20 protein-coding genes are annotated in these 26387 nt (G+C 71.8%); 10 read left to right on the top strand and 10 right to left on the bottom strand.

Annotated elements, in window-relative coordinates; genetic code table 11:
• Positions 1–88 precede the first annotated feature (88 nt).
• Entirely contained in the window at positions 89–913 is an 825-nt protein-coding gene (locus EUA98_RS09730; protein ID WP_130102487.1) for a class II aldolase/adducin family protein, read from the top strand.
• 63 nt (positions 914–976) lie between these two features.
• On the opposite strand, the gene EUA98_RS09725 is transcribed toward EUA98_RS09730, so the two are convergent.
• The 5 genes from EUA98_RS09725 to EUA98_RS09705 all read right to left on the bottom strand — a co-directional run bounded on the left by EUA98_RS09725 (position 977) and on the right by EUA98_RS09705 (position 5829).
• Entirely contained in the window at positions 977–1993 is a 1017-nt protein-coding gene (locus tag EUA98_RS09725) for a LacI family DNA-binding transcriptional regulator (RefSeq protein ID WP_130102486.1), read from the bottom strand.
• Between the two features lie 137 nt (positions 1994–2130).
• Complete coding sequence (locus tag EUA98_RS09720) at positions 2131–2790, bottom strand: 3-oxoacid CoA-transferase subunit B (RefSeq protein WP_130102485.1); 660 nt, start codon at positions 2788–2790, stop codon at positions 2131–2133.
• 33 nt (positions 2791–2823) lie between these two features.
• Positions 2824–3540, bottom strand: coding sequence for a CoA transferase subunit A (locus tag EUA98_RS09715; protein WP_207219033.1), 717 nt, complete (start codon positions 3538–3540; stop codon positions 2824–2826).
• 298 nt (positions 3541–3838) lie between these two features.
• Entirely contained in the window at positions 3839–4915 is a 1077-nt protein-coding gene (locus EUA98_RS19740) for a hypothetical protein (RefSeq protein ID WP_165372784.1), read from the bottom strand.
• Between the two features lie 152 nt (positions 4916–5067).
• On the bottom strand, positions 5068–5829 hold the full coding sequence (locus tag EUA98_RS09705) for an SDR family NAD(P)-dependent oxidoreductase (RefSeq protein ID WP_130102484.1): 762 nt from the start codon (positions 5827–5829) through the stop codon (positions 5068–5070).
• A 191-nt stretch (positions 5830–6020) separates the two neighbouring features.
• Here EUA98_RS09705 and EUA98_RS20530 point away from each other — a divergent pair, with 191 nt between their 5' ends.
• From EUA98_RS20530 to EUA98_RS09670, 7 genes are all read left to right on the top strand, one after another.
• Entirely contained in the window at positions 6021–6608 is a 588-nt protein-coding gene (locus EUA98_RS20530; RefSeq protein WP_130102483.1) for a hypothetical protein, read from the top strand.
• A 109-nt stretch (positions 6609–6717) separates the two neighbouring features.
• Positions 6718–8529 (top strand): putative bifunctional diguanylate cyclase/phosphodiesterase, encoded by a 1812-nt coding sequence (locus EUA98_RS09695; protein WP_130102482.1) that lies wholly within the window; start codon positions 6718–6720, stop codon positions 8527–8529.
• 88 nt (positions 8530–8617) lie between these two features.
• The gene (gene glp / locus EUA98_RS09690; RefSeq protein ID WP_130102481.1) at positions 8618–9838 is read left to right on the top strand and encodes a molybdotransferase-like divisome protein Glp; all 1221 of its coding nucleotides are present in this window, start codon (positions 8618–8620) and stop codon (positions 9836–9838) included.
• A gap of 44 nt (positions 9839–9882) precedes the next feature.
• Positions 9883–10413, top strand: coding sequence for a molybdenum cofactor biosynthesis protein MoaE (locus EUA98_RS09685; protein WP_130102480.1), 531 nt, complete (start codon positions 9883–9885; stop codon positions 10411–10413).
• A gap of 179 nt (positions 10414–10592) precedes the next feature.
• Positions 10593–11735, top strand: a complete 1143-nt coding sequence (gene moaA / locus EUA98_RS09680; RefSeq protein WP_305038284.1) for a GTP 3',8-cyclase MoaA — start codon at positions 10593–10595, stop codon at positions 11733–11735.
• Between the two features lie 36 nt (positions 11736–11771).
• Positions 11772–12743 (top strand): aldo/keto reductase, encoded by a 972-nt coding sequence (locus EUA98_RS09675; protein ID WP_130102479.1) that lies wholly within the window; start codon positions 11772–11774, stop codon positions 12741–12743.
• A 103-nt stretch (positions 12744–12846) separates the two neighbouring features.
• Complete coding sequence (locus EUA98_RS09670; RefSeq protein ID WP_130102478.1) at positions 12847–16245, top strand: EAL domain-containing protein; 3399 nt, start codon at positions 12847–12849, stop codon at positions 16243–16245.
• Here the strand turns inward: EUA98_RS09670 and EUA98_RS09665 are convergent.
• Complete coding sequence (locus tag EUA98_RS09665; RefSeq protein ID WP_130102477.1) at positions 16242–18035, bottom strand: ABC transporter ATP-binding protein; 1794 nt, start codon at positions 18033–18035, stop codon at positions 16242–16244. The two genes, EUA98_RS09670 and EUA98_RS09665, sit on opposite strands and share 4 nt — an antisense overlap.
• A gap of 154 nt (positions 18036–18189) precedes the next feature.
• On the opposite strand from EUA98_RS09665, the gene mmuM reads away from it, so the two are divergent.
• Complete coding sequence (mmuM, locus tag EUA98_RS09660; RefSeq protein ID WP_242511375.1) at positions 18190–19203, top strand: homocysteine S-methyltransferase; 1014 nt, start codon at positions 18190–18192, stop codon at positions 19201–19203.
• A 56-nt stretch (positions 19204–19259) separates the two neighbouring features.
• Here mmuM and EUA98_RS09655 read toward each other — a convergent pair whose 3' ends face one another.
• The 4 genes from EUA98_RS09655 to EUA98_RS09640 form a co-directional block, all read right to left on the bottom strand.
• Complete coding sequence (locus EUA98_RS09655) at positions 19260–19742, bottom strand: DUF4395 domain-containing protein (protein ID WP_130102476.1); 483 nt, start codon at positions 19740–19742, stop codon at positions 19260–19262.
• Positions 19735–20286, bottom strand: a complete 552-nt coding sequence (locus EUA98_RS09650; protein ID WP_130102475.1) for a thioredoxin family protein — start codon at positions 20284–20286, stop codon at positions 19735–19737. The genes EUA98_RS09655 and EUA98_RS09650 overlap by 8 nt, the downstream gene beginning before the upstream one ends.
• A gap of 361 nt (positions 20287–20647) precedes the next feature.
• Positions 20648–23038, bottom strand: a complete 2391-nt coding sequence (locus tag EUA98_RS09645; protein WP_130102474.1) for a putative bifunctional diguanylate cyclase/phosphodiesterase — start codon at positions 23036–23038, stop codon at positions 20648–20650.
• 75 nt (positions 23039–23113) lie between these two features.
• The gene (locus EUA98_RS09640; protein WP_130102473.1) at positions 23114–23752 is read right to left on the bottom strand and encodes a nucleotidyltransferase family protein; all 639 of its coding nucleotides are present in this window, start codon (positions 23750–23752) and stop codon (positions 23114–23116) included.
• Positions 23753–23901: 149 nt separating this feature from the next.
• Here EUA98_RS09640 and EUA98_RS09635 point away from each other — a divergent pair, with 149 nt between their 5' ends.
• Positions 23902–26361: a DMSO/selenate family reductase complex A subunit gene (locus EUA98_RS09635; protein WP_130102472.1), complete on the top strand. Its 2460-nt coding sequence runs from the start codon at positions 23902–23904 to the stop codon at positions 26359–26361.
• The last annotated feature ends 26 nt before the right edge of the window (positions 26362–26387 follow it).

Here is a 26387-nt window from a genome sequence, read left to right as displayed (position 1 = left end):
CCTTCACGACCGCACCAGCACCGATCACACCGCACCAGCACCGATCACACCGCACCAGCACCGATCACCGCACAAAGGAGAGAGAACAATGCCCCTGCACGAGCCCTTTCCCGAGCTTGACGAGCTCCTCGAATCGATGGGCGCCGGTGGCTCCCGGATCAGCGAGATCGACGCCTCCGAGGCCGGCGCCGGCAACATCTCGGTCTACATCGGCTGGGACATCGAGCTGCGCCGCCGCTTTCCGATCGAGTCCGAGATCACCCTGCCGCTGGCCGCTCCGGCCCTGGCGGGCAAGAGCATGCTCGTGACCGGCTCCGGTCGGCGGCTGCGCCAGATCCACGACGACCCGCTGGCCGCCGTCGGCGCGCTGCGGATCAGCTCCGACGGGCTCACCGCGACCCTGTACACCTCGCCGCGGCGCCAGTTCGAGAAGCTGACCAGCGAGTTCAACTCCCACCTGGCCGTCCACCAGGACCAGGTCTCCCGGCGCGGCGTGGACTTCCAGGCCGTGGTGCACGCACAGCCGCCGCACCTGACCTACCTGTCGCACATCCCGGCGTACCGAGACACCGCGGCCCTCAACGCCAAGATCCTGCGCTGGGAGCCCGAGAGCATCGTGGCGCTGTCCCAGGGTGTGGGCGTGCTGCCGTTCTTCGTCCCGGGCTCGGAGGGCATGATGGCCGCCAACGTCGAGGGCCTGCGCGACTTCGAGATCGTCGTGTGGTCCAAGCACGGCGTCATGTCCCGCTCGGACCTGTCGGTGACGCGCGCGGTGGACCGCATCGAGTACGCCGAGACGGGGGCCAAGTACGAGTACATGGACATCGTCGCCGGTGGCCGGGCCGAGGGGCTGACCCGCGCGGAGATCAAGTCCGTCGCCGACGAGTTCGAGATCGACTCTCCCTGGGTCTGACGGACCACGCCTTCTCGTCAGCCCGTCCCGCCCGTCCCGTCACGATCCGGGGCGGGCGGGGTGCTAGGCGGACGAGAGTCGGACGACCAGCTCCGGCTTGAAGCGGACGTGCTGGTGCTTGACCTTGCGTCCGGACTCGAGCGCCGCGAGCTCCTCGAAGAGCAGCTCGGCGCCGCGGCGACCGAGCTCGACGCGCGGCTGGCGCACCGAGGACAGCGGAACGGCCGCAGCCGCCGCGAACTCGATGTCGTCGTACCCGACGATGGCCAGGTCGCGGGGAACCTGCAGCCCCAGGGCCAGCGCCCCCTGCAGCAGGCCGATCGCAATCAGGTCGTTCGCCGCGAACACGGCCGTGGGACGCACCTCGGCGGGCATGGCCACCAGGTCGTCCGCCGCCTGCCGACCGGAAGCCACGGTGAGGCCACGGGTGGAGATGGCGAGCAGGCTCGCGTCGGCGGTCCCGGCGACGACCTCTTCGGCCCCCTGCCGCCGATCACGGACCTGGCGCAACGTGGATGGCCCGCCGACGAACGCGACCCGCCGGTGGCCCTGGGCGATCAGGTGCTCCGTGGCGATCCGCCCGCCGGCGACGTCATCGACGGAGACCGACGAATGTGCGAGGTCCTCGGCGTTCCGGTCGAGGAAGACCACGGGGATCCCCAGCCGCGCGAGCGCGCCCAGTGGTGGGGCGACATCGGTCAGCGGAGCGATCAGCACGCCCCGCACCCGCTGCTCCTCGAAGTGCTCCAGGTAGCGGCGTTCGCGGGCCTCCTCGCCGCCGCTGTTGCCGAGCAGGACCACGCCGCCGACGTCGTCCACGCAGTCCTCGACGCCTCGGGCGACATCGGCGAAGAACGGGTTCGCCGCATCGATCACCACGAGCCCGATCGCCCGGCTGGACCCGGCGCGCAGCTGGCGAGCCGATTCGTTTCGGACGAAGCCCAGGCTCTCGATCGCCGCGGTGACGCGGTCGCGGGTGTTGGCCGTGACCAGGTGGGGCCGGTTGAGCACGTTCGAGACGGTGCCCACCGAGACCCCGGCCGCGGTCGCGACGTCGGAGATCCGGGTCGTGGCGGCCATGGTCCTCCTCGCGGCTCCGGGCCCGATCTGCGGACCACTGCTCAAAGGTACGCACCGCGGAGCACGCGTGAATCGATCTAGAGCCTCGTGTCGAGGCAGGCTTCGGGCTCAGCGTGCCGCCGGCACGACCCTCGGCCTCAGACCTGGTAGGCGCAGAGCTGGTCGGAGACGGTGAAGTCGGCCTCGGTGATGGCGCGGATGTCGTCGACCGTGACGCCGTCGACGATCTCGATCAGCACCATGCCGGCCGGGCTCACCTCGAACACCGCCTTCTCGGTGACGATCAGGTCGACCACGCCCGCACCGGTGATCGGCAGGGTGCACTTCTTGAGCACCTTCGACCCGGTCTTGCTGGAGTGCTGCAGGGTCACGATGACCCGGCGCGCCCCGGCCAGGAGGTCCATGGCGCCGCCCATCCCCGGGGTGTACTTCCCGGGCGCGATCGGCCGGGCCCAGTTCGCGATGTTGCCCTCCTGGTCGACCTCGAGCCCGCCAAGGATGGTCGCATCGACGAACCCGCCGCGGATGATCCCGAACGAGGCCGCCAGATCGAAGACCGCAGCCCCCGGCAGCAGGGTGATCGGCTGCCCGCCCGCGTTGGCGAAGTCCGGGTCCTGGGCGCCGAGCCGCGGGGTCGGGCCGAACATCAGCGCGCCGTTCTCGGACTGCAGGATCAGTTCCACGCCTTCCGGGAGATAGTTCGCCACGGCGGTCGGGATGCCGATTCCCAGATTGACCACCTGGCCATCACGGAGTTCTTTGGCGGCGCGTCGAGCGATGAGTTCTCTTGCTTCCATGACTGCAATACCTCCTGAGCTGATGGTCGGGGTCTACTTGAGCAGCTTCGCGCGCACCCATTGATCGGTATAGGCGCGCTGGTGCTCTTCGAAAGTGTTCCCCTGGACCACTGCCTGAACAAAAATTCCGGGTGTTCCGACGCATTCCGGTGTGATCACGCCGACCTCGACGATCTCGTTGACCTCAGCCACGGTGTAGTCCGCCGCGGTGGCCATGACCGGGTTGGAGTTCGCGGACACGCCGCGGTACTGGATGTTGCCGAACCGGTCGCCCCGGTAGCCCTTGATGAACGCGAACTCCGCCTTGAGGGGGAGCTCGAGCAGGTATTCCTTGCCCTCGATGGTGAGCTTGCGCTTGCCCTCCTCGACCAGCGTGCCCAGCCCGGTCGCCGTGAGCACGCCGCCGAGCCCGGAACCCGCGGCACGCATCTTCTCGACCATCGTGCCCATCGGAAAGTACTCGATCTCGGTCTCGCCGGCGGCCCACTGGTCCAGTGCGATCTGGCAGGTCCCGGAGTGCGAGGTGATCAGCTTCTTCACCTGCTTGTGCCGGTACAGGATCTCCATGTCGAAGTTGCCGGCGGGGTGCGCGTTGACGATGGAGATGATCGTCAGGTCCTTGACGCCCCGCTCCGCCAGCTTGTCGATCGCGCGCAGGGGGGATCCGACGCCGAGAAACCCACCGAGCATGATCGTCGCCCCGTCGTGGATCTTCTCCATCGCCGCGTCCAGATCCATGACCTTGTCCACAAAGACCCCTTCAAAGTAGTTCGCTCACCAGGCAATAATCGTTGCCCGAGGGCTGGCTATCAACGTTCATCAAGTAGGTGGATCCGCAAGAAGTCTGGGGATGCGTGCACGGTCGTCATTGATCCCCGCGAACTCGTTTCAGAAGCCTCACCTGAATACCGAGCATCGCTTCCGGCGTCTGTCTCTGCAGCAATAGTAGTGCGCCACAGGCGAATGACCAGGGACCAACCGCCTAGGCGCCGAGAGCCGGAATCCACCGACCTAGACCCTGCGCCTATTGGTAGCACCAGCGTGGCCGCTAGGTGGCCCCTGGGCGAGCGGTCTCGGGGTGAGCGGCATCGGAGTACGGAGCCTCGGGGTGGGAAGCCTCGGGGTGGGAAGCAGCGGTACGGGGACCAGCGGTAGGCATAACCCCGCCGAGCAGGACCTGCTCGGCCTCCGACCCGGTCGGTACCGGCAGGTCGACGCTCGCGGCGCCCGCGTGGAGGGTCACGATGCGCACCCCCAGGTACTGCGGGTGGTCCCGGACGGTGACTGCCTCGAGCCGGTGCGCCGGCACGACGAGCCGGGCGAGCGAGTGCACGGGGCGGTTGCCCCGGATCAGCCGGTCCCGGCGGCCGAGCACCACCAGATCGAGCCCGTCGCTGCACACGATCGCGCCCTGAAGGTTCATCGGGCGGGCGAGGTGCAGCGCGCGGGTGAGCGCACCGCCCCGGGGGACGAGCCCGCGCCGTCCGTGGGCGGCGAGCAGGCGCATGGCCGGCTCCTCGCGGAGCAGGTCACGCACGGACGTCACCAGGGCGATGTCGCTCCGCCCCAGGTCGGGCAGGGCAGGGGCGGGGGACTGCGCCGCGGGCGGGGGAGCGTCGCACCCCGCCGACAGTTCGCGCAGCAGACGCACGAGCCGGGCGACGACCGGCTGGGACGAGCCGTTGTACGGGATCGACACGGTGCCGGCGGTGCCGGCGGTGCCGGCGGTGCCAGCGGTGCCAGCGGTGCCGGCGGTGAGGGTGTGGATGGTCAGCCGACCGTCCAGCAGGTTCACGCTGTCGTCGAATGCGGCGATCTGGTCGTGGGACACCAGGGCCTCGGCGTACCCGCCGGCCTGCCGCGTCAGCACCGTCATCCGGGTCGGTCCGACCGCGAGGAGGTGGTCGTACAGGTCCATGTCGGGGGTCGCGTCCCGGCGGGCGATGTTCCGCGGGACCTTGAGGACGAGGCGCTGCGCACCGAGATCCAGCGGATGGTCGCGGAACAGCCGGGGGACGTCGTCGAGGGTGCGGATCTCGGCGATCCACGGACCGAAGGCGTCGTACTCGGCGGACCGCACCTCGCTCGCCCCGGCGCCACCCTGCGCGACCCTGACAGCCGCCATCCGGTCCTCGATCCCTCGATGCCGCCGCCCCGTCGACCACGGGTCCTCGTCGACACACTCTGCCCGGTCCCACCCGCCCCCACGTGGGACCCGAGACGGGCGTGACTGCCGGGTGCCGCGGGCCGGAGCCGGGCTCCGGCCCGCGCCGTCCGTCAGATCGCCGACCACCCGCCGTCGGAGCTGAGCAGGGCGCCGGTGACGTTGCGCGCGTCGGGGCTCGCGAGCCAGCAGATCGCGGCCGCCAGCTCCTCCGGCTGGGCGACCGGCGGGATGATCGCCATGAGCGGCCCCAGGACGGACATCGCGTAGTCCGACTTCGGGGCCGCCGTCGCTCCGATGTTGGTCGCGACCGCGCCCGGCAGCACCGCGTTGCACCGGATCCCGGCGGCGCGGTAGAGCACCGCCGTCGACCGCGTCAGACCGATCACGCCGTGCTTCGAGGCGGCATACGCCGTTCCCGACGCGCCCCCGTGCTGGGCGGCCGCCGACGCGACGTTCACGATCGCGCCCGCCCCGGCCGCCGTCATGAGCGGCAGGACCGCGCGGGTGGTGCGCATGGGCGAGGTGAGGTTGACGTCGAGGACCCGCTCCCAGGTGGCGTCGTCGAGCTCGCCGACCGGCAGGAAGCCGTCCATGATCCCGGCGCAGTTCACCAGCACGTCCACCCGCCCGCCCGCGTCCGCCACGATCGCGTCGATGTGCTGCTGGTCGGTGATGTCCCCGACGGCACCGACCCCGACGCCCGCGCCTTCCGCCGCGATCAGTGCGATCGTCTCCGCGACGCGCTCGGGCATGAGGTCGCAGGCCACGACCCGCGCTCCTTCGGCGGCCAGCCTCAGGGCGGTCGCCCGTCCGATGCCGGACCCGGCGCCGGTCACGATGGCGGTGAGTCCTGCGAAGCGTCCTGCGTCCATGTCGCACTCCCTTGTGCACGGGGCAGCGCCCGCGCCCCAGCGGGCGATCCGCGGCCCTGCGGATCTGCTCTGACCTTGGCCTGCCGTGCGCGCGGGCACAAGAGGTCGAGGCCCCGGTCTGAACCCGTCATACCCGGGCGCGGTCGGACGATGGGGAGGGCAGACCTTTTGACGTCGAGGACGGGACACTCGTGGACGGAATTGCCGCGATCTCGGGCCGCATCGCCGCGATCCAGCACACCCTCGCGGCGCTGTCCGCGACCGCCCCGGTGGCGACCGCCCCGGCCACGACGGGAGCGGCGTCGTCGGGGGCCGGGACGTTCTCCGCCGTGCTCGCCACGGAGGTCGCGGGACAGGCCGGGGCTGCCGCACCGGTCGCCGTCGGCTCCTATCGCCCCGAGCAGGTGGCGAACGCGGCGGCGATCGTCCGGGCCGGGCGGGCGATGGGGTTGTCGGTCCGTGACCAGACGATCGGCGTCATGACCGCGCTCGGTGAGTCGTCCCTGACCGTCGCCGACCACGGCGACGTGGCCGGACCGGACAGCCGCGGGCTGTTCCAGCAGCGAGCGAACGGCGCGTGGGGCAGCATGGCGGACCGGATGGACCCCACGGTGAGCGCGACGAACTTCTTCACCGCCCTCACCGCGGTCGAGGGCCGCGACGGGATGGCGCCGACGCTCGTCGCGCACGCGGTGCAGCGCAACGCGGACCCCCAGCACTACGCGAAGTACTGGGACGACGCCGTCGCCCTGGTCGGACGGCTGTCCGCCGTCGCCTGACCGGGGCCGCAACCCCGTCGGAGGGGGTGGGTGAATAGCGTAGATTCGTCGGGTTCGAGGCAGTCCCCGGACGCTCCGCCCGGGTTCCTCGTCCGAGGAAGGAGTCGTCGTGCGCGCGGAGCCGTTGGCGGCCGTGCTCGGTGACCTGGCCCAGACCATGCTGACCGACGCTCCCGTCCAGGTGATGCTCGACGGCCTCGTGGAGCGGATAGCGAAGGCCCTGCCCGTCACCGGGGTGGGGGTCACGCTCCTGGCGCCGGGGAGGTCCCGGCAGTACGTCGCAGCCTGGGGACGGGACGCGCTCGCGTTCGAGATGATGCAGGCCGGGATCCCGTCCGGGCCGGGTCTGACGGCGTTCGACACCGCGGTCGCGGTCTCAGTTCCCGAGGTCGCCGCCGACGAGCGGTACCCGGACCTCCGGCGGTCGGCGGCGCCCGCGGGGCCGGTCGCGCTGTTCAGCTTTCCGCTGCGCCAGGGCGAGGCCCGGCTCGGGGTCCTGACCCTGTACCGAGACGTCCCCGGTCCGCTCGAGGCATCGGTCCGGGACGCCGCCCAGCTGCTGGGGGACGTCGCGGCGGCGTACCTGACCAACGCCCACGCGCGGCGACAGGTGCGGCTGGCAGCGGGCTGGCTCCACGACCGGACGGTGCGCGATGCGCTCACCGGGCTCCCGAACCGGGTGCTGCTGCGCGAACGCCTTGCGCACGCGTCGGCGCGCAGCCAGCGCTCGCAGACCGCGGTGGCGGTGCTGTTCGTCGACCTCGACAGCTTCACCCAGATCAACGACACCTATGGGCACCGGCTCGGCGACGACCTGCTCACGGCGGTGGCCGCCCGGCTGTCGGCGCTGGTGCGGCCGGGGGACACCCTGGCCCGGGTGTCCGGAGACGAGTTCGTGTTCCTGTGCGAGGAGCTGGCGCACGCCTCCGACGTCGAGGGTCTGGTGGGCCGGATCGACGATGCGTTCCGGGAGCCGTTCGTCCTGGCGGGCCTCGAGCTGGCGGTCACGGCCAGCGTCGGGATCGCCTACTCCGGTCCGGGTGAGGCGGTCACCGACGACCTGCTGCTCGAGGCCGACACGGCGATGCTCCAGGCGAAGAGCCAGGGCGGCGCGACGCACCAGGTGATCGATCTGCCGCTGGCCGAGGAGGCGCTCGACCGTCGCAACCTCGAGCGTGACCTGCACGGAGCGCTGACCGGCGCGGAGCTCGAGGTCGCCTATCAGCCCATCGTGCGGCCCCGCGACGGCATGGTCACCGGGGTCGAGTCGTTGCTGCGGTGGACCCACCCTGACCGAGGCCCCATCCCCGCGGCGATGGCGGTCACGCTCGCGGAGGGCAGCGGCCTGATCGCCGAGATCGGGACCTGGGTGCTCGAGCGCAGCTGTCGGGACTGGGTGCGGTGGCGCGCCGAGCGACCCGATCGGGTGCTCGACCTGTCGGTCAACGTCTCGGCCCGGCAGCTGATGGCCCCCGGCTTCGACGCCACGGTGGCCACGATCCTGCACGAGACCGGGATGGATCCGGCAGCGCTGGTGCTCGAGGTGACGGAGGGCATCTTCGTGGAGGACGGCGATCGCGCGCTGAGCGTGCTGAGCGAGCTGCGCAGGATCGGCACGCGGCTGGCGCTGGACGACTTCGGGACCGGGTACAGCTCGCTGAGCTACCTACGGCGGTTCCCCGTCGACATCGTCAAGATCGACCAGAGCTTCGTGGCCGACCTCGGCCAGGACCTCGAGGCGCTCACCATGGTCGCGGCCGTCACCCACCTCGCGCACGACCTCGGCAAGACCGTCACCGCCGAGGGCGTCGAGACCCAGGCGCAGCGCGACGAGGTGGTGCGGGTCGGCTGCGAGCGCGCCCAGGGCTACTACTTCGCCCGCCCGATGACGGCGGCGGAGTTCTCGGCTCGTTTCAACTGACCCGACCGGCCGAGTGCCGACCAGTACCCTCGCCCGAGAGGACAGAGCACGGGCGCGAGGCGCGCCGCGAACCAGTGGGAGTCGCACGATGAAATCCGTTGACCGTCATCTGGAGGATCTGCTGGCCGGGGTCGCTCCGCTCGAGGCGGTCGCCGTCGACTTCCTGGAGGCCCTGGGCGCCGTGCTGGCGCAGGACGTGGTCTCCCAGGTCGACCTGCCGGTCTTCGACAACTCGGCGATGGACGGCTATGCCGTGCAGCGCGCCGACCTCGAGGGTGCGACCGAGCTGGATCCGGTCGTCCTGGCCGTGGTGGGCGACGTCGCCGCCGGTGCGGTCGCCCCGCCCGCCACCCCGGGCGCCGTCGTGCGCGTGATGACCGGGGCCCCGGTGCCGGTGGGGGCGGACGCCGTCGTCCCGGTCGAGTGGACGGACGGCGGTACCGATCGGGTCAGCATCACCCGCCAGCCCGCGGCCCGGGCGAACATCCGCCCGCGGGCCGACGACGTCACGCGGGGCGAGGTGGTGCTCCGGCGCGGAACCGAGGTGGACCCGACCGGGATCGGGCTCATCTCCTCGGTCGGGCCGGGCGTCGCGACGGTGCACCGGCGTCCGCACGTCCTGGTCCTGTCCACGGGTTCCGAGCTCGTCCCGCCCGGCTCGCAGCTCGGTCCGGCCCAGATCTTCGACTCGAACTCGCTGATGCTCGCCGCGGCGGTCCGCCAGGCCGGCGGCACGGTCCGGCGACTGGCCGCCGTGCACGACGACCCCGCGGTGCTGCTGCAGGTCCTGGCCGACGCCCTGCCCGGCGTCGACCTCGTGATCACGAGCGGTGGCATCAGCGTCGGCGCGTACGACGTGGTCAAGGCGGCCCTCGGCGGGCTCGGGACGGTCACCTTCGAGCAGGTCGCCATGCAGCCGGGCAAGCCCCAGGGCCACGGCGTCCTCGGGCCGGACCGCACCCGCGTCATCACGCTGCCCGGCAACCCCGTGAGCGCCTACGTGTCGTTCCAGGTGTTCGTGCGGCCCGTGCTGCGCCGGATGCTCGGGCACGACGAGGTCGAGCGGCCCATCGTGCCCGCGCGCCTGCTCGCGGCGATGACGTCACCGGTCGGCCGACGGCAGTTCGTCCGCGCCCACGTCGAGATCGTGGCCGGCGAGCGGGTGGTGCGGCCGGTCGGCGGTGCCGGCTCGCACCTCGTGGGCGCCCTCGCCCGGTCGAACGCACTGATTGTCGTGCCGGAGCTGACGGGCCGGGTGGAGACCGGTGAGCAGGTTGCGGTGATGATCACCGAGGCGGGCAGCTGGTGACGGCGCCCGTCGGGCGCGGCGAGCCGGGGCCATACGCTGACCCGATGCCGACTCCCCGCCCCGCACCGTCCTCCGGTGCCGATCCAGGTGCCGTTCCCGGTGCCGGTGCCCGACCGGTCGGCTCGCGCGACACCTCCCGGATCCTGCCGCCGGCGCGGGTCGTCGTGCGTGCGTCGGTCACGTCCGACGTGATCGACCCGGCGGAGCACGCGGTGGAGGTCGCCCGGTCCACCGCCGGCGCCGTGGTGACGTTCTCCGGTGCGGTGCGCGACCACGACGGGGGTCGTGGAGTGCTGCGGATCGAGTACGTGGCCCACCCGAGCGCCGGGGAGATCCTGGCGCGCGTCGCGGGCGAGGTCGCGGCACGCACGGAGGTGGACGCGCTCGCGGTCTCCCATCGCCTCGGGGAGCTCGCGATCGGGGACTGCGCGCTCGCCGTCGCCGTGTCGGCCGCGCACCGGGCCGAGGCATTCGCGGCGGCCGCGCTGCTGGTCGACGAGGTCAAGCGCCAGCTGCCGGTGTGGAAGCGTCAGGTGTTCGCCGACGGTACGGACGAGTGGGTCGACTGTCCGTAGCCTGCTCAACCTCGCCGCGCCCGCTCGACCTCTGCGTGACCTCCGCTCGACCCGCGCTCGACCTGTGCGCGGTCATCGCCTAAGTTTGCGCGGTGGGTTCGCGGCGCGCGCAGCGCAGCGGTGCACCCGCATGGTCGGCCTGGGATCAGGTCGGCGCTGCATCGAACGGAAGGATCGGCGTGCCGGACCCGCAGGATCCCGCCCGGTCGGATGCCGTCGCCGAGCCGCCGACCGCCACGGTCGCGCCTCCCGGGCAGGCCCGTCCCGTGCCAGCACCTCCCGCGCTCGCGGTCCGTCGCCTCGACGACCAGCTCGGGCGTCCGCTGCGGGACCTGCGCATCTCGGTCACCGACCGGTGCAACTTCCGGTGCGTGTACTGCATGCCCAAGGAGGTGTTCGGTCGCGACCACGCGTTCCTGCCGCGGACCGAGCTGCTCACGTTCGAGGAGATCACCCGGGTGGCCCGGGTCGCGGTGGCCCACGGGGTCGAGAAGATCCGCCTGACCGGCGGTGAGCCGCTGCTGCGCAAGGACCTGCACCTGCTGATCGGCTCGCTGGGGGGGCTTCGGACCCCGCAGGGTGCCGTCCCCGACGTGGCCCTCACCACCAACGGCTCCCTGCTCGCCCGGACGGCGCCCGCGCTGCGTGCCGCCGGGCTGCAGCGGGTCACGGTCTCCCTCGACTCCCTCGACGACGCGACCTTCATGGCCATGAACGACGTGGCGTACCCCGTGGCGAAGGTGTTGGACGGGATCGACGCGGCCCAGCGCGCGGGGCTGGCGGTCAAGGTCAACATGGTCGTCAAACGCGGCCACAACGATCACGACATCGTGCCGATGGCACGCCACTTCCAGGGCACCCCGGTCATCCTGCGGTTCATCGAGTACATGGATGTCGGCGCGACGAACGGGTGGCGGATGGACGAGGTCGTCCCGTCCGCCGAGGTCCTCGCGCGCATCGGGGCCGAGCTGCCGGTCGAGCAGGTCCCGGCGAACTATCGCGGTGAGACCTCGACGCGGTGGCGATACCGGGACGGCAGTGGCGAGATCGGGATGATCTCGTCGGTCACCGGCGCGTTCTGCCACTCGTGCAGCCGCGCCCGGGTCTCCACCGACGGCAAGCTGTTCACCTGCCTGTTCGCCACCAGCGGGCACGATCTGCGCACCATGATCCGGACCGGCTGCACCGACGACGCGCTCGCGGAGACGATGGCCGGGATCTGGCGCCAGCGCACCGATCGGTACTCCGAGGAGCGCGGCCGGTCCGTGCGGACACCGCCGGCACCCGGCGAACGGGTCGAGATGTCCTACATCGGCGGGTAGCCGACGTGACCAGCGCGTTGACGTGAGGGAGTGGCCATGAGGTTGACCAAGCTGGGCCGGACGGGTCTCGAGGTCTCACCCCTCGCCCTGGGGTGCATGAGCTTCGGCGACCCGGCGGCGGGGAACCACGACTGGACGCTGGGCGAGGCGGCCTCCCGGCCGCTCATCAAGCAGGCGCTCGAGGCCGGGATCAACTTCTTCGACACCGCCAACGTGTACTCGGCCGGTACGAGCGAGGAGATCCTCGGTCGGGCGCTGGCCGACATGGCCGACCGCGACGAGGTCGTGATCGCCACCAAGGTCCACGGCCGGATGCGGCCCGGGCCGAACGGTGCGGGATTGTCGCGCAAGGCGATCCTCACGGAGATCGACCAGAGCCTGCGCCGGCTCGGCACGGACTATGTCGACCTCTACCAGATCCATCGGTGGGACCCCGGAACACCGATCGAGGAGACGATGGAGGCGCTGCACGACGTCGTGCGGGCGGGCAAGGCCCGGTACATCGGGGCGTCCTCCATGTACGCCTGGCAGTTCGCCACCGCGCAGCACACCGCCGACCTCCACGGCTGGACCCGGTTCTCGACCATGCAGCCCCACTACAACCTGCTCAACCGCGAGGAGGAACGGGAGATGCTGCCGTTCTGCCTCGACCAGGGCGTGGGCGTGCTCCCGTGGAGCCCGCTCGCGCGGGGGCGGCTGACCCGGCCGTGGGGTGCGCAGACCAACCGGAGCGGGTCCGACGAGTTCGGCAAGAACCTGTACACCCTTGAGGACGAGGCGATCGTCGACGCGGTCATGGCCGTGGCCGCCGGTCGCGGCGTGGCGCCCGCCCAGGTGGCGCTCGCCTGGGTGATCGCCCAGCCGGCGGTCAGCGCGCCGATCGTCGGGGCGACGAAGCCGGCGCACCTGACCGACGCCGTGGCCGCCCTCGACCTCACCCTGTCCGGTGACGAGCTCGACGCGCTCGCGGGCGCCTACACGGTGCGCGCCGTGGCGGGCTTCAGCTGATCGTCGGCGACGGCCTCGCTCAGAACTGCGACGCACGCGCCGATCAGTTGGGCACGGGCCTCGTTGAGGTGTGTGTGCGCGGCCAGCCTGAAAGAGACCAACGATGACGCAGCCGATGACGGTTCTGGCGCTGACGCCGAGCGTCGGTGGGCAGTACTTCGGGGAGCTGCTGGCCGGCCTGACCCGCGAGGTGGCCGGCGCGCGCGGACGGCTCGTGGTCGTCGAGACCCTGCCGGCCGGCGCAGTCCTGGACGAGCCGGGGGAGCCCGGCGACTTCGCCACCCCGGTGGGCTGGAACCAGGTGGACGGGGTCGTCTCGATCACGACGGCGGTCACCGCGGCGTATCTCCAGCGGCTGCGTGACCGCGGGATGCCGGTGGTGCTCTCGAGCACCCATCTGGACGGCTTCGCCGCGCCGATCGCCATGCCGGACAACCACGGCGGTACCTTCGCCGCGGTCGAGCACCTCATCGGTCACGGCCACACCCGCATCGGGTTCGTCGGCAACCTCGGGCAGCCGGACGTCCGGGACCGACTGGCCGCCTACCGGCAGGCGCTGGCGACCTACGACCTCGTGGCCGACCCCGCTCTGGTCTTCAGCGCCTCCGACAACGCCGAGACCGGCGGCGTGCGGGCCGCCCGCGACCTGCTCGCCGGCCCGCACCGCCCGAGCGCGCTGATGATCGCCACCGACCGCAACGCGGTCGGGGTCATGAGCACGCTCGCCCGGGGTGGTCTGGTCGTCCCCCGGGACATCGCCGTGGTGGCGTTCGACAACATCGAAGTGGGCGCGTTCAGCGATCCCGCACTGTCGAGCGTCAACCAGCGGTTCGACGAGGTCGGTGCGCTCGCCGGCCGGCTGATCCTCGCGAAGATCCGCGGCGAGGACGTCCCGTCCGCGGTGTTCACCTCGCCCTCCGTCGTGGTGGCGGTGCGCGAGTCCTGCGGCTGCGTCGCCGACTCGCCCCACGGCGTGCTGGGCGGGGCACCCTGGTTGCTCGACTCCGCACCGGAGATCCTGCGCGACGAGCTCCAGGACGTGCTCAGCGGCGCGCTGCTCGCGGGCGACGGGATGGTCGACGGCGCGATGCGCGACGCGGTCCTCGCCGCGGTGCGCGAGGCCGAGCGGCTCCTGCGGCCCGGGATGACGGTGACCTCGGCGGACATCAGGGCGCTGGCCGACTCGTTGCGCCGGCTCACCGACCGCCCCGACACGCTGCGCCGGATCACGGACGCGATGACGGAGTACGTCGAGCGGGTCGGAGCGTCCTCCGGCGGGCCGACCGTGGCCTCGGCCCGGATCGTCGCCATGCTGTGGAAGTCGCAGGCCGGTGCCCTTCTGCGCCGGGCCGAGTCGACCGAGACCGCGATCCAGGAGCAGTACGTGGTCGACGGCGGCCTGCTCGACGCCGGCAGCGTCGACCCCCGCGACCTGCGCTGGCTCACGGGGACCCATGTGAGCGCCGGTGCGCTCGCGCTGTGGACCTCCGGGCCGTCGACGGATCGGCTCGAGATCGTCGGGGTGTTCGACCCGGCCGCGGTCCTGGCGCCGGTGATGGGCGACGTGGTGACCGCGGAGGGCTTCCCCCCGCAGTCCCTGATCGCCCAGGGTGCCCCCGGGGAGGGCCGGGTCTGCGTCGTCGTCCCGGTTCGCACGGTCGATCGTGACTGGGGGCTGCTCGCCGTCGTCGGCGGGATCGACACGATCTCCGTGCGCGAGACCTACCAGCACTGGGCCGCCCTGCTGTGCGCGTCGCTCGAGTCGCAGCAGCTGCAGGAGGACGTCCGCGAGAGCGAGGAGCGGTACGCGCTCGCGGCGCGCGCGACCAAGGAAGGGCACTGGGAGCTGAACGTGCGCGAGAGCACGGTGTTCATCTCCGATCGCTGCTGCGCCCTGCTCGGGCTCGAGCCGGGGCTGCGCACGGAGGACCGCCGCGCGGAGTGGACAGCGGTGCTTCATCCGGACGACCTGGCCCAGCTGCGCGGGCTGCTCGAGCGGGTGTCCCTGGCCCCCGAGGAGACCGTCGACACCGAGTACCGCGTCCGGGCCGCGGACGGCACCTACCGGTGGATGCTCTCCTGCGCGGTCGGGGTGCTGGCCGCAGACGGCACGATCGCGCGGATCGTCGGGTCGCTCGCCGACATCGACACCCGGCGGTCGCTCGAGGACCAGCTGCGGCACACCTCGATGTACGACCCGCTGACCGGGCTCCCGAACCGCCGCTTCTTCCTCGACCGGCTCGAGCTGGCCGTCGCGCAGTGGCAGCGGTCCGGGACGCCCTTCGCGGTCCTCTTCCTCGATCTGGACGGCTTCAAGGCGATCAACGACGCGTTGGGCCACCCCGCGGGTGACCGGCTGCTGACCGTGGTCGGTGCCCGCCTCGCGCGCGAGCTGCGGGCGGTGGACACCGGCGCCAGGTTCGGGGGCGACGAGTTCGCGATCCTGCTGCACGACGCGCTGCCCGACGACGTCCTGGTCGTCGCCCGGCGGATCCAGGCCGACCTCGCCGAGCTCATCGACCTCGACGGGCACGAGATCACGATCCAGGCGAGCGTGGGCATCGCGACGAGTGCGCTCGAGTACTCCTCGGCCGAGGACATCCTGCGCGACGCCGATACCGCGATGTACCACGCGAAGGCGATCGGCTGGGGCACCGTGACCTTCTTCGACGCCCAGATGCATGCGCACGCCGTGCACCAGCAGCTGCTGCAGGTCGACCTCTACAAGGCTGTCGAGGAGGACCAGTTCGAGGTCCACTACCAGCCGATCGTCGACCTCGCGACGGGGCGATCTGACCGGTTCGAGGCGCTGGTCCGCTGGCGCCACCCCGAGCGCGGGCTGGTCCCGCCCGGCGAGTTCCTGCCGCTCCTGGAGGAGACGGGTCTGATCGTCCCGCTCGGCCGCTGGATCCGGGACGAGGTGTGCCGCCGGCTTGCCGAGTGGGGACCGGGCGTGGCCAACGTGGCCGTCAACGTCGCCAACCGCGAGTTCTGGCACAAGGACCTGCTCACGGGTGTGCTCGACAGCCTGCACCGGCACGGGCTGACCACCGACCGGCTCACCCTCGAGATCACCGAGGGCGTGATCATGCGGCGCCCCGAGGTCGCGCTGGCCCGCATGCGCGAGATGCACGACGTCGGTCTCGCCCTCCACATCGACGACTTCGGCACCGGGTACTCGTCGCTCGAGACGCTGCACCGGTTCCCGGTCGAGGCGTTCAAGATCGACCGAGCCTTCATCCACGACCTGACGACGGGCGAACGCACGGCCGACCTGGTGCGTGCGATCGTCGCGATGGGCAAGGCGCTCGGGCTCGCGGTGATCGCCGAGGGCATCGAGACGGATCAGCACCTGACCTTCCTGCGCGACGTCGGCTGCGTGAGCGGCCAGGGCTACCTGTTCACCCCGGCGGTCACCGCCGACCAGGTGCCCGGCGTGCTCGGCCGGGTCCTGCACGAGACCCGCGCGGAGCTCGAGGCACCGCAGGAGCAGGCCGGCTAGGCGCGGATGTCGAACAGCTGCAGCCGCTTGCGGTCCTTCTTGGTCGCGGAGGCCTGCAGGGCGAGCAGCTCCGCGTAGATGCCGCCGGTCGTGGCGAGCTCCTCGGGGGTGCCGATCTCGTCGACCCGTCCGTCCTTCAGCGTGATGATGCGGTCGACGGTGGAGATCGTCGACAGGCGGTGCGCGATGATCAGTGTGGTCCGATCGGTCATCAGGTGCTCGAGCCCCTCCTGCACCAACCGCTCCGACTTGGAGTCCAGCGAGCTGGTCGCCTCGTCCAGGATCAGGATCGGGGCGTTCTTGAGGATCGCCCGGGCCACGGCGATGCGCTGCTTCTGGCCGCCGGAGAGCTTCAGCCCCCGCTCGCCGATCTGCGCCTCGTAACGGTGGGTGAACCGCGCGATGAAGTCGTGGGCGTTGGCAGACCGGGACGCCGCGATGACCTGGTCGGTCGTCGCGTGCGGGGTGGCGTAGGCGATGTTCTCGTGGATGGACCCGGAGAACAGCGACGGGTCCTGGAAGACGACCCCGATGTCGGCCCGCAGCTCCTCGAGGGGGACGCTGGCGGTGTCCGCGCCGGCGACCCGGATGGTCCCGGCCGACGGCGTGTACAGCCGCAGGAGCAGGCTGACGAGCGTCGTCTTGCCTCCGCCGCTCTCGCCGACGAACGCGACGTGCTCGCCCTGGCGGATCGAGAAGCTGACGTCGGTCAGCACGTCGGCGCCGCCGGGGTAGCCGAACGAGACGGAGTCGAACTCGATCTCCGCGGGTGCCGGGGATCCGGGGGCGACCCGGGCGGGCAGGGTCGGGAGCGCCTCGGCCTCGGCGATCTCCGCCATCACGGCGAAGTAGTCTCGGCTCCCGGCCACGGCGCGCTGGGAGGCATCGACGAGGTAGCTCATGGAGAACACCGGCTGGCGGGCCATGTTGACCAGCTGGATGAGCAGGAACATCACGCCGATCGTGAAGTCGCCGTTGACCGTCTGGACGAAGATGATCGCGAAGACACCGAAGAAGATCACGTTCAGCGCCGCCCGCCGGGTCGCGTCCATCTCGTGCCAGTAGCGCGACTGGCGTCGGGTGGTGGCGACCGTCCGGTCGTAGTGCCCGTTGAAGGAGGCGAGCTCGCGGCGTTCCTGGACGAAGCTCTTGACGACCCGGATCTGGCCGATGACCTCGGCGAACCGGCCGCCGGCGACGTCGAACTCGTGGTTCTTCTCCGCCTCGAGGACCTGCCACTTGGCACTGGTGATCGTCGTCAGCCACATGAAGATCGGGTAGATCACCGCGAGCAGCAGGGCGATCGGCCAGGAGTAGAACGCCGTGATCGCGAGGATGGCGACCACCGTGAGCACCATCTGGAAGAAGTTGTTGGCGAACATGTTGAGGAAGCCGGTGGTCTCGGTGATCGACCGGGAGAGCCGGTTGATCACCGTCCCGGTGAGCTCGCCGTCGAAGTACCGCTGCGGCAGGGACAGGAGCTTGGCGAAGTAGGTGCCCGACAGGCGCGCCCGCAGCTTGGCCGCCATCGTGTCGCCGAGGTAGCCGCCGATGTTGCTCAAGACCGTGTTGGTCAGGTCGGCGACCAGCAGGGCGGCAGCGAGCCAGATCACCGTCGCGATCCCGCCGGCCTCGCCCTGGGTGGTCGCGACCACGTAGTCGGTCGCTGCCTTGATGATGAACGGGGTGAGCAGGCTGGTCGCGGCCACCGCGAGCGAGCACGCGACGATCCCCGCGTAGTACGGCCAGAGCTCCTTGGCCGAGCCGAGGATCCGGATGATGCTGCGCACGGGTGGGAGCTCCTGAGGACGACGGTGAGGATGACGTTCGGGAGGCAACCATGCCACAAGACATCGAAGATCGTCGATATGAGCTCCTGGCGGCCGTGACGGCGTCCGGCGGACGAACCGGCCCGCCGAGCGAACACAGCGGATACTCGCTGACGTGACCCGACCCGCTGACCTGACCGCACCGGCCGCGGGGAAGACGTCCGCGGCGTCGGGTCTCGCCGCGGCGATCGCGCGCGGGGTGGTGCCCCTCGACGGCGGGCTGTCGAACGAGCTCGAGCGGGCGGGGTTCGACCTGTCCGACGACCTGTGGTCGGCCCACGTCCTGCGCACGGCTCCGGCGGCGATCACGGCGGCGCACGTCGGGTACTTCGAGGCGGGCGCGCGGGTGGCGATCACGGCGAGCTACCAGGCCTCGTTCGAGGGCTTCGCCGCGCGCGGGGTCGCGCCCGCCGAGGCCGCCGCGCTGCTGGGCCGATCCGTCGCGCTGGCGCGGGACGCCGTCGACCGCTGCGGGCTCGCCGGCCGGGCCTGGGTGGCGGCCTCGGTCGGCCCGTACGGCGCCGTCCTCGCCGGTGGGCAGGAGTACACGGGGGCGTATGCGGCCCCGGGCTGGACGGGGCGCGCGGGGGGCGGGCTCACGGTCCGCGAGCTGCGGGAGTTCCATCGTCGTCGCATCGACGCGTTGCTCATGGGGGCGCCGGACCTGCTGGCGATCGAGACGATCCCCGCCGCGGCCGAGGCGGAGGCGCTCCTGCACGAGGTCGCCGAGCTCGGGGTGCCGGCCTGGCTCTGCCTGACCACGGTCACGGGGGCCGACGGCACGGTCCGCACCCGCCTGGGGGAGGACGCCGCCGAGGTCTTCGCGATGGCGAAGGATCTCGAAGCCGTGATCGCGGTGGGGGTGAACTGCGTCGACCCCGCCGGCGCGGCGCGGGCGGTGAGCGTCGCGGCGGCGGCGTCCGGCAAGCCGGTCGTGGTCTATCCGAACGCGGGCGGGACCTGGAACAGCGGCGAGCGCCGCTGGACGGGCGCGGCCGGGTTCTCCGCGGACCTGGTGGCGTCGTGGGTGGACGCCGGTGCGCGGGTGATCGGCGGCTGCTGCCGCGTCGGTCCGGCCGAGATCAGCCAGCTGGTCGCCACCCTGGCGGATCGTTCACCGGGCGCCTGAGCGCCGCGCGCCAGCGAGCGTGCGCGGTGCCGGGGGTGCACGGCTCCCGTGCGGGCTCAGTGCTGCGGTGCCCAGCGTCGCAGCACGAGGTAGAGCTCGCAGCCGAGGCACAGCCCGAACGCGGCGTTGAGGAAGGCCGCCACGAGCGCCACCGCGGCCGCGACCGGGACGGCCGACGCGACGCCGACTGCCGCCAGGACGAGGCCGGTGCCGACCACGATCAGGCCGATCAGCTGCGCGAAGCGCGGGGGGCGGGGGTCCTCGAGCTCGACCGGCGGGGCGAGCCGGGGCCGGATCCAGGCGCGAAATGCCAGGCCCTGCAGCGTGCCCTGGACGCCGCGCGCGACGCCGAGGAGGAACAGCAGGGCGATCACCGTGAGCAGGGCGGTGGCGGCCGGCCCGGTGCCGAGCAGCAGGGTGAGGACGAGGAGCACCGCCGTGACGGCGGCCCCGAAGCGGGGACCGCGCGGATCGATACCAGCCGGGGGAGCGGGGACCCCCGCCGGTCGGGCGGTGAGGTCGGGGGTGGAGTCAGACATGGGTGCTCCTGAGGGCGGGCGCGGGAAGAGGTGCCAGGGCGGCCAGTGCGCGATCGAGGGTGAGGGGGCCGGACGTCCGGGCCCGGACGGCTCCGTCGGCGTCGAGCAGCAGGACGGTGGGGGTGCGGAACACCGAGAACCTCCGCACGAGGTCCATGTGGGCCTCGGCGTCGAGGTCGATGTGCACCACACCGGGCTCGGACTCAGCCAGCGACGTGAGCACCCGGCGTACCTGCGGGCAGGAGGCGCACGTCTGGGCCGAGAACTGCACGAAGGTCGCTCGGCTCCCGAGCGGGGCGCCGAGCTCGGTGCCGGTCAGCGTGGCGTCGGACCGGTCCGGCCCGGGTGCGCCGGCGGCGCCGCGCGGGGTCCTGGTCGGCCGGAACCGGGCCGCGCGGCGTCGGGCGATCCACCATGCGGCGCTCGCGGTCGCGAGCAGGATGAGCACGAGCCCGGCCCGACCGGCCACCCCGGAGGTCGCGGCGTCGAAGATCGGCAGTGCGCTGTCGGCGAGCGTCGACGCGGCGTGCGGAGCGATTGTCATGAGGTCCTTCGGAACGACTGCGGGCCGTCGGCGCGGGGGGCACCGGGTGGTGGTGCGCGGCGCGGACGGAACTACCTGGCGGCCGGCGTCGTGCCGGCGTGCGAGCTGGTCAGCTGGGCTGACAACAGGCGGTGCAGGTACGCATGAGGTCGACGAAGGCCCGTCGGGTGAGTCGATCCGGACCCGTGGTCGGCGAGGTCGCGATGGTGGTGCTCGTCATCATCGCCTCGCTTCCGACTGGTCTGGTCATCCGATGACACACTCCCGTGCGCGCAGAGTCAAGGCGCAGACCCCGGGGTCTCGCATCGTGAACCTCTGCGCGTCGGGTCCGGATGCGTCCGGCGCGCTCGCCGCACGAGTCTCAGGCGGTTGGCGCGGGCTCCCGCGCGGCGCCAGTCTGCTCGTTGATCAGCGACTCGACGGCGGCGGCGGACAGCGGCCGGCCGAAGAGATACCCCTGGCCGCTGTCGCAGCCCTCGTCCTGCAGGCACCGGAGCTGGTGCCGGTCCTCGATGCCCTCGGCCCACGTCTCGAGGCCGAAGGACCGGCCGAGCTCGACGAAGGCATGGACCAGGGCGCGGGTGCCGCCGGCGGTCGCCACGTCCCGGATGAACGACCGGTCGATCTTGAGCACATCGACCGGGAACTGCTGCAGGTAGGCGAGGCTGCTGTAGCCCGTGCCGAAGTCGTCGATCGCGAGCCGCAGCCCCAGCCCCTTGAGGTCGAGCAGCTGGGCCGCGCTCCGGTCGGCGTCGCGCATCAGGATCGTCTCGGTGATCTCGAGGGTGAGCAGGCCCGGATCGAGACCGCTGTCGTCGAGGGCAGCGAGCACCACCGCGAGCAGGTCGCCGTGGCGGTCGAACTGCCGACCGCTGACGTTCACGGCCATCGAGATCCGGTGCCCCTGGCGCTGCCAGCTGGCCGCCTGCCGGCAGGCCTCGCCCAGGATCGCGCGACCGATCGACACGATCAGGCCGGACTCCTCCGCGATCGCGATGAACTCCTCGGGCATGACGACGCCCCGGGTCGGGTGGTTCCAGCGCACGAGGGCCTCCACCCCGGTGATCTGCTCCGTGCGCAGGTCGACGGCGGGCTGGTAGTCGAGGAAGAACTCGCCGGCGCCGACCGCGCGACCGAGGTCCATCTCGACCTCCAGCCGCTCCTGAACGGCGCGCTGCATCTGCGGCTGGAACACGACATGGCAGTCCTTGCCGGCCGCCTTCGCCTCGTAGAGCGCGACATCGGCATCCCGGAGGAGGTCGGACCCGATCGCCCGGGCGCCGACGGCGATGCCGATGCTCGCGTGGGCGCGCAGGGCGACCCCCTGGGTGCCGTCGAGCTCGAACGGTGCGGCGAGAACCGCTTTCAGGCGTTCGGCGATGGACTCCGGGCTCGCCCCGAGGGTGGGCCCCTCCGTGAGCACCACGAACTCGTCGCCGCCGAGGCGTCCGACCGTGTCGGTGGCCCGCAGCACGCTGCTGAGCCGACGTCCCACGGCGCGCAGCAGCTGGTCGCCGACGGCGTGGCCGTAGGTGTCGTTGACGCCCTTGAAACCGTCGAGGTCGACGAACATCACCGCGAGCGCGCTGTCTCCCCGGCGGGCCCGGACCACGGCCTGCTCGACGCGTTCCAGGACCAGCGCCCGGTTCGGCAGCCCGGTGAGCGAGTCGTGCATCGCCTGGTGACGCAGCTCGGCGGTCCGCTGCCTGAGGATGCCTAGCGCGCGGGACAGGCCGAGGGTGAGCAGCAGGAGCAGCGCTGCCAGCACGGCGAGGACCTCGGTGACGTTCCGGCTGTCCTGGCGGAGGTCGGCGATCCGGCCGGCGACCAGCCGGTCGAGCTGCTCGACGCATGCGGTGTCCAGGGTGCGCATCGCGGCGACGGCGGCGGCGACATCGAGGGTCGCGGTCCGCCCGTCGAGCACCTCGACGAGGGCTGTCGAGGTCGTCGCGACCGTCCGGGCGAGGGCCGCGCTCGGGGGTGCGATCGCCGCCTCCAGCGGGGCATCGGCGGTGCCGGCGCGCGTCGTGGCGAGGTCGACGGCGATCGTGGCCGCGGTGCGGTCGAGGGTGGACCGCGCGATGACGAGCAGGTCACGATCCGCGACGGTCCGGTCGACGAGCGTTGCCAGGCGCTCGGCCTGCACGAGCTCGTCGAGCAGGATCGGCTGGCTGACGACCAGGACGTGCACCAGGTAGTACGAGTCGGTGTGGGGATCGAGGACGAGGTTCGACGCGTTGGCGACCTGGAGGAGCAGCCCGGCGAGCCCGGTGGCGAGCTCGCCGACGTCGTCGCCGGTCGCCGGCCGGGAGTCCGGCACCCGGTCGAACCGGCGCTTCCAGGCGGACCACCGGGCGGAGGTCGCTAGCACGGTGCCGTACTCCCGATCGGCCGCGTCGACCGCGGCGACCGCGGCGTCGACCACCGCGTCGACCGCGCCGTCGGGATCGCCGTCGGCCCCGATCTGCTCTCGGACCGCGGTCTGCTCCTGGACGACGAGGCCGAGCAGGGTCGTGACGGGCCGGAGGTACAGGACCCCGATGCGCTCGCGCTCGTGGAACGCGATCTGGGCCCGCACGTGCTGGGTGAGGTAGGCGTTGGCGCCGACCATGACGGGCAGGAGCGCGAGGCAGCAGACGACGACGAACGCGCGCGGGCCGAGCAGGTGGCGGATCCGGTCCGCAGGCGACGCCGGGACCGGTGCCGCCCCGTCCGGCCCGCCGTCCGACAGCCGTCGGGCCCGATGCGTCATGTCCCCCCTATCGGTCTGCGTCCACGGGATCTGAGCGCAACGAGACCGGCCGCACGGGGCGCGGTACCGCCGGGATCAGCCCTCGCCCGACATGGTCCGCGCGACGGCGAGGTCGGCGGGATCGTCCACGTCGACGGACTCGGGGGCAGTGAGGCGGACCCGCACGAGCTGCATCGCCGCGATGACCTGGCGCATCGCGAGGCCGTCGACCGGACCGGCGAGCCGGGCCCGCAGCGCGGCAGCGCGGTACGCGGCGAGCAGCGGCTGCACGCGGTCGGCGTCGTCGAGCCCGAGGGCCGCGTCGGCGGTCGGGTCGGCGGCGAGCGATCGCACCAGTCGAGGCACCGCGGACGCGGCGAACGGCTGATCGCCCGCGATGGCGACGATCACGTCGACGTCGGGCAGGGCACGGACCCCGGCGGCGAGCGCGGCGGCCGGCCCGCCGCCGGGCGGGTCCTCCGTGCACCAGACGACCCCGGGCCACTCGGCACCCTCCGGGCGGGGCCCGACCACCACGACGGGCAGCGGCCGGAGGTCCGCGACGAGGCGAGCGAGGATCGAACGGCCGCCGACCTCGAGGGACGGCTTGTCGGTGCCGCCCAGTCGCCGGGCCGTTCCGCCCGCGGGGATGACCACGCCGACCCGCGGCAAGGTCGAGGTCGGGGGACGCGCACCCCGGTCTGGCTCGTCGGCTGCGCTCTCGCCCGTGGTCATCGCGACAGTGTGGCAGTCCGCGCGCCCCACCGGCCGGCCGGCCCCCCTGGAACGGCCCGTTGGTAGGACCAACGACCCAGGAGGGTGCGGTGCGGACGGCGAGCATGGAAGCAGATTCAGACACCTGCAGGGTCCCGAAAGGACGAATGATGACAGCTTCCACCACGGAGGTCCCGCAGACCGCTGGCCTTCCCCGCAGGTCGTTCCTGAAGTGGTCGGGGGTGGCGGGCGGAGCGGCTGCGCTCGTGACCACCGGAGCGCACTTCGGTGGCGTCCCCGGCGTCGGGGCGGCCCACGCCGCGGTGGCTGCCGGTGGGTTCGACGTGGATCGCACCGTCTGGTCCTCGTGCAACGTCAACTGCGGGTCGCGCTGCCCGCTGCGGATGCAGGTCAAGGACGGGCAGATCGTTCGGGTCCTGCCGGACAACACCGGCGACGACGAGATCGGGACCCAGCAGATCCGGGCCTGCGTGCGCGGCCGCTCGATCCGGCAGCGGATCTACAACCCGGACCGCCTGAAGGCGCCGATGAAGCGCGTCGGCAAGCGCGGCTCGGGCGAGTTCGAGGAGATCAGCTGGGAGCAGGCGTTCGACGAGATCTCCGGCACCATCACCCGGCTCATCAAGGACTACGGCAACGAGTCCATCTACCTGAACTACGGCACCGGGACCCTCGGGGGGACCGTGACCCGGAGCTGGCCGCCGAGCGACACCCCCGTCGCCCGCCTGATGAACTGCGTCGGCGGGTACCTCAACCACTACGGCGACTACAGCTCGGCGCAGATCGCCGGCGCGGCCACCTACCAGTACGGCGGCTGGATCGGCTCGAACAGCTTCGACGACGCCAAGAACGCCACGCTGCAGATCCTGTTCGGCAACAACCCGCTCGAGACCCGCATGAGCGGGGGCGGCGAGACCTTCGTGACGCAGCAGACCAAGAAGCTCCACAACGTGCGCACGCTCGTCATCGACCCGCGCTACTCCGAGACCGCGCTCGGACTGGCCGACGAGTGGGTGGCCCTGCGGCCCGGCACCGATGCCGCGCTCGTGGCCGGGCTGGCGTACGTGATGGTCACCGAGGACCTGCACGACCAGGCGTTCCTGGACACCTACTGCGTCGGCTTCGACGAGGCGCACATGCCTGCCGGCATCCCGGCCGGCAGCTCGTACAAGAGCTACCTCCTGGGCGACGGGCCCGACGGCGTCGCGAAGACCGCACAGTGGGCGGCCGGCATCACCGGCATCCCCGCCGGGTCGATCATTCGCCTCGCGCGGGAGATCGGCACGGCCCACCCCGTGCACATCACGCAGGGCTGGGGCCCGCAGCGGCACGCCAACGGGGAGAACCAGGCGCGCGCCATCTTCACCCTCGCCGCCCTGACCGGCAGCATCGGCGTCGCCGGCGGTGGCACCGGTGAGCGGGAGAGCTCCTACGGCCTGGCGATGGCCAACCCGTTCGTGATGGCGAACCCCGTCGAGACCTCGATCTCGGTGTTCTCGTGGACCGACGGGATCGAGCGGGGCGCGGAGATGACCGCGCTGGCCGACGGCGTCCGTGGCAAGGACAAGCTCGACGTCCCCATCAAGATGGTGTGGCAGTACGCGGGCAACGCGCTGACCAACCAGCACGGGGACATCAACCGCACCGCCAAGCTCCTCGAGGACGACTCGCTGTGCGAGATGATCGTCGTGATCGACAACCAGATGACCGTCTCGGCGCGCTACGCCGACATCCTGCTCCCGGACGTGTCCAACGCCGAGCAGCTGGACATCATCCAGCAGGGCAGCGCGGGCAACATGGGCTACACGATCATCGCCGACCAGGTCATCGAGCCCCTGTACGACTGCAAGACCATCTACGAGATGTGCACCGAGCTCGCCAAGCGGCTCGGCGTCGAGCAGCAGTTCACCGAGGGCAAGAGCCAGGAGGACTGGGTTCGCCAGACCGTCGAGGAGTCCCAGCCGGACGTCCCGGGGCTGCCCGGCTTCGACGAGCTCCGCGAGCTGGGCGTGTGGAAGACGCCGAACCCGGCCGGGAGCGGCAACATCGCGCTGGCCGACTTCCGGGCCGACCCGGTGGCGAACCCGCTGGACACGCCGTCGGGCAAGATCGAGATCTTCTCCGAGCTGCTCTGGGACATGTCGAAGACCTGGACCCTTCCGGAGGGCGACAAGATCACTGCCCTGCCGGAGTACATCGCCACCTGGGAGGGCGCCGAGGCGGCGCGCACCGACTCCAAGCACCCGTTGCAGGTGATCGGGCACCACTACAAGCAGCGCACGCACTCCACCTACGGGAACGTCGCCTGGATGAAGGAGGCGCACCCGCAGACGGTGTGGATCAACACCCTCGATGCGGCGGCGCGCGGGATCGCCAACGACGACGTGGTCGAGGTCTTCAACGACCGCGGCCGGATCCGGCTGCCCGCCCGCGTCACCACGCGCATCGCGCCCGGGGTGATGTCGGTCCCGCAGGGTGCCTGGTACGACCCGAACGCTGACGGTGTCGATGTCGGCGGCTCGATGAACACGCTCACGAGCTGGCACCCGTCGCCCATCAGCAAGGGCAACGCCCAGCACACCACGCTCGCTCAGGTTGAGAAGGTTTGACGGTCATGGCGGACAAGCTGGGTTTC

This window comes from Pengzhenrongella frigida, assembly GCF_004168625.1.
Lineage (GTDB): Bacteria > Actinomycetota > Actinomycetes > Actinomycetales > Cellulomonadaceae > Pengzhenrongella > Pengzhenrongella frigida.
The sequence above is the reverse complement of the archived record's forward strand: the minus strand, read 5'-3'. Positions and strand labels throughout refer to the sequence as shown.

Excerpts from the sequence above, each read along its gene's own strand:
- EUA98_RS09650 (WP_130102475.1), bottom strand. The coding sequence starts at position 20,286 with ATGACAATCGCTCCGCACGCCGCGTCGACGCTCGCCGACAGCGCACTG.
- EUA98_RS09730 (WP_130102487.1), top strand. The coding sequence starts at position 89 with ATGCCCCTGCACGAGCCCTTTCCCGAGCTTGACGAGCTCCTCGAATCG.
- EUA98_RS09725 (WP_130102486.1), bottom strand. The coding sequence starts at position 1,993 with ATGGCCGCCACGACCCGGATCTCCGACGTCGCGACCGCGGCCGGGGTC.
- EUA98_RS09670 (WP_130102478.1), top strand. The coding sequence starts at position 12,847 with ATGACGCAGCCGATGACGGTTCTGGCGCTGACGCCGAGCGTCGGTGGG.
- EUA98_RS09640 (WP_130102473.1), bottom strand. The coding sequence starts at position 23,752 with ATGACCACGGGCGAGAGCGCAGCCGACGAGCCAGACCGGGGTGCGCGT.
- EUA98_RS09655 (WP_130102476.1), bottom strand. The coding sequence starts at position 19,742 with ATGTCTGACTCCACCCCCGACCTCACCGCCCGACCGGCGGGGGTCCCC.
- glp (WP_130102481.1), top strand. The coding sequence starts at position 8,618 with ATGAAATCCGTTGACCGTCATCTGGAGGATCTGCTGGCCGGGGTCGCT.
- EUA98_RS09645 (WP_130102474.1), bottom strand. The coding sequence starts at position 23,038 with ATGACGCATCGGGCCCGACGGCTGTCGGACGGCGGGCCGGACGGGGCG.
- EUA98_RS09635 (WP_130102472.1), top strand. The coding sequence starts at position 23,902 with ATGACAGCTTCCACCACGGAGGTCCCGCAGACCGCTGGCCTTCCCCGC.
- EUA98_RS09705 (WP_130102484.1), bottom strand. The coding sequence starts at position 5,829 with ATGGACGCAGGACGCTTCGCAGGACTCACCGCCATCGTGACCGGCGCC.
- EUA98_RS19740 (WP_165372784.1), bottom strand. The coding sequence starts at position 4,915 with ATGGCGGCTGTCAGGGTCGCGCAGGGTGGCGCCGGGGCGAGCGAGGTG.
- EUA98_RS09685 (WP_130102480.1), top strand. The coding sequence starts at position 9,883 with ATGCCGACTCCCCGCCCCGCACCGTCCTCCGGTGCCGATCCAGGTGCC.
- EUA98_RS09720 (WP_130102485.1), bottom strand. The coding sequence starts at position 2,790 with ATGGAAGCAAGAGAACTCATCGCTCGACGCGCCGCCAAAGAACTCCGT.
- EUA98_RS09675 (WP_130102479.1), top strand. The coding sequence starts at position 11,772 with ATGAGGTTGACCAAGCTGGGCCGGACGGGTCTCGAGGTCTCACCCCTC.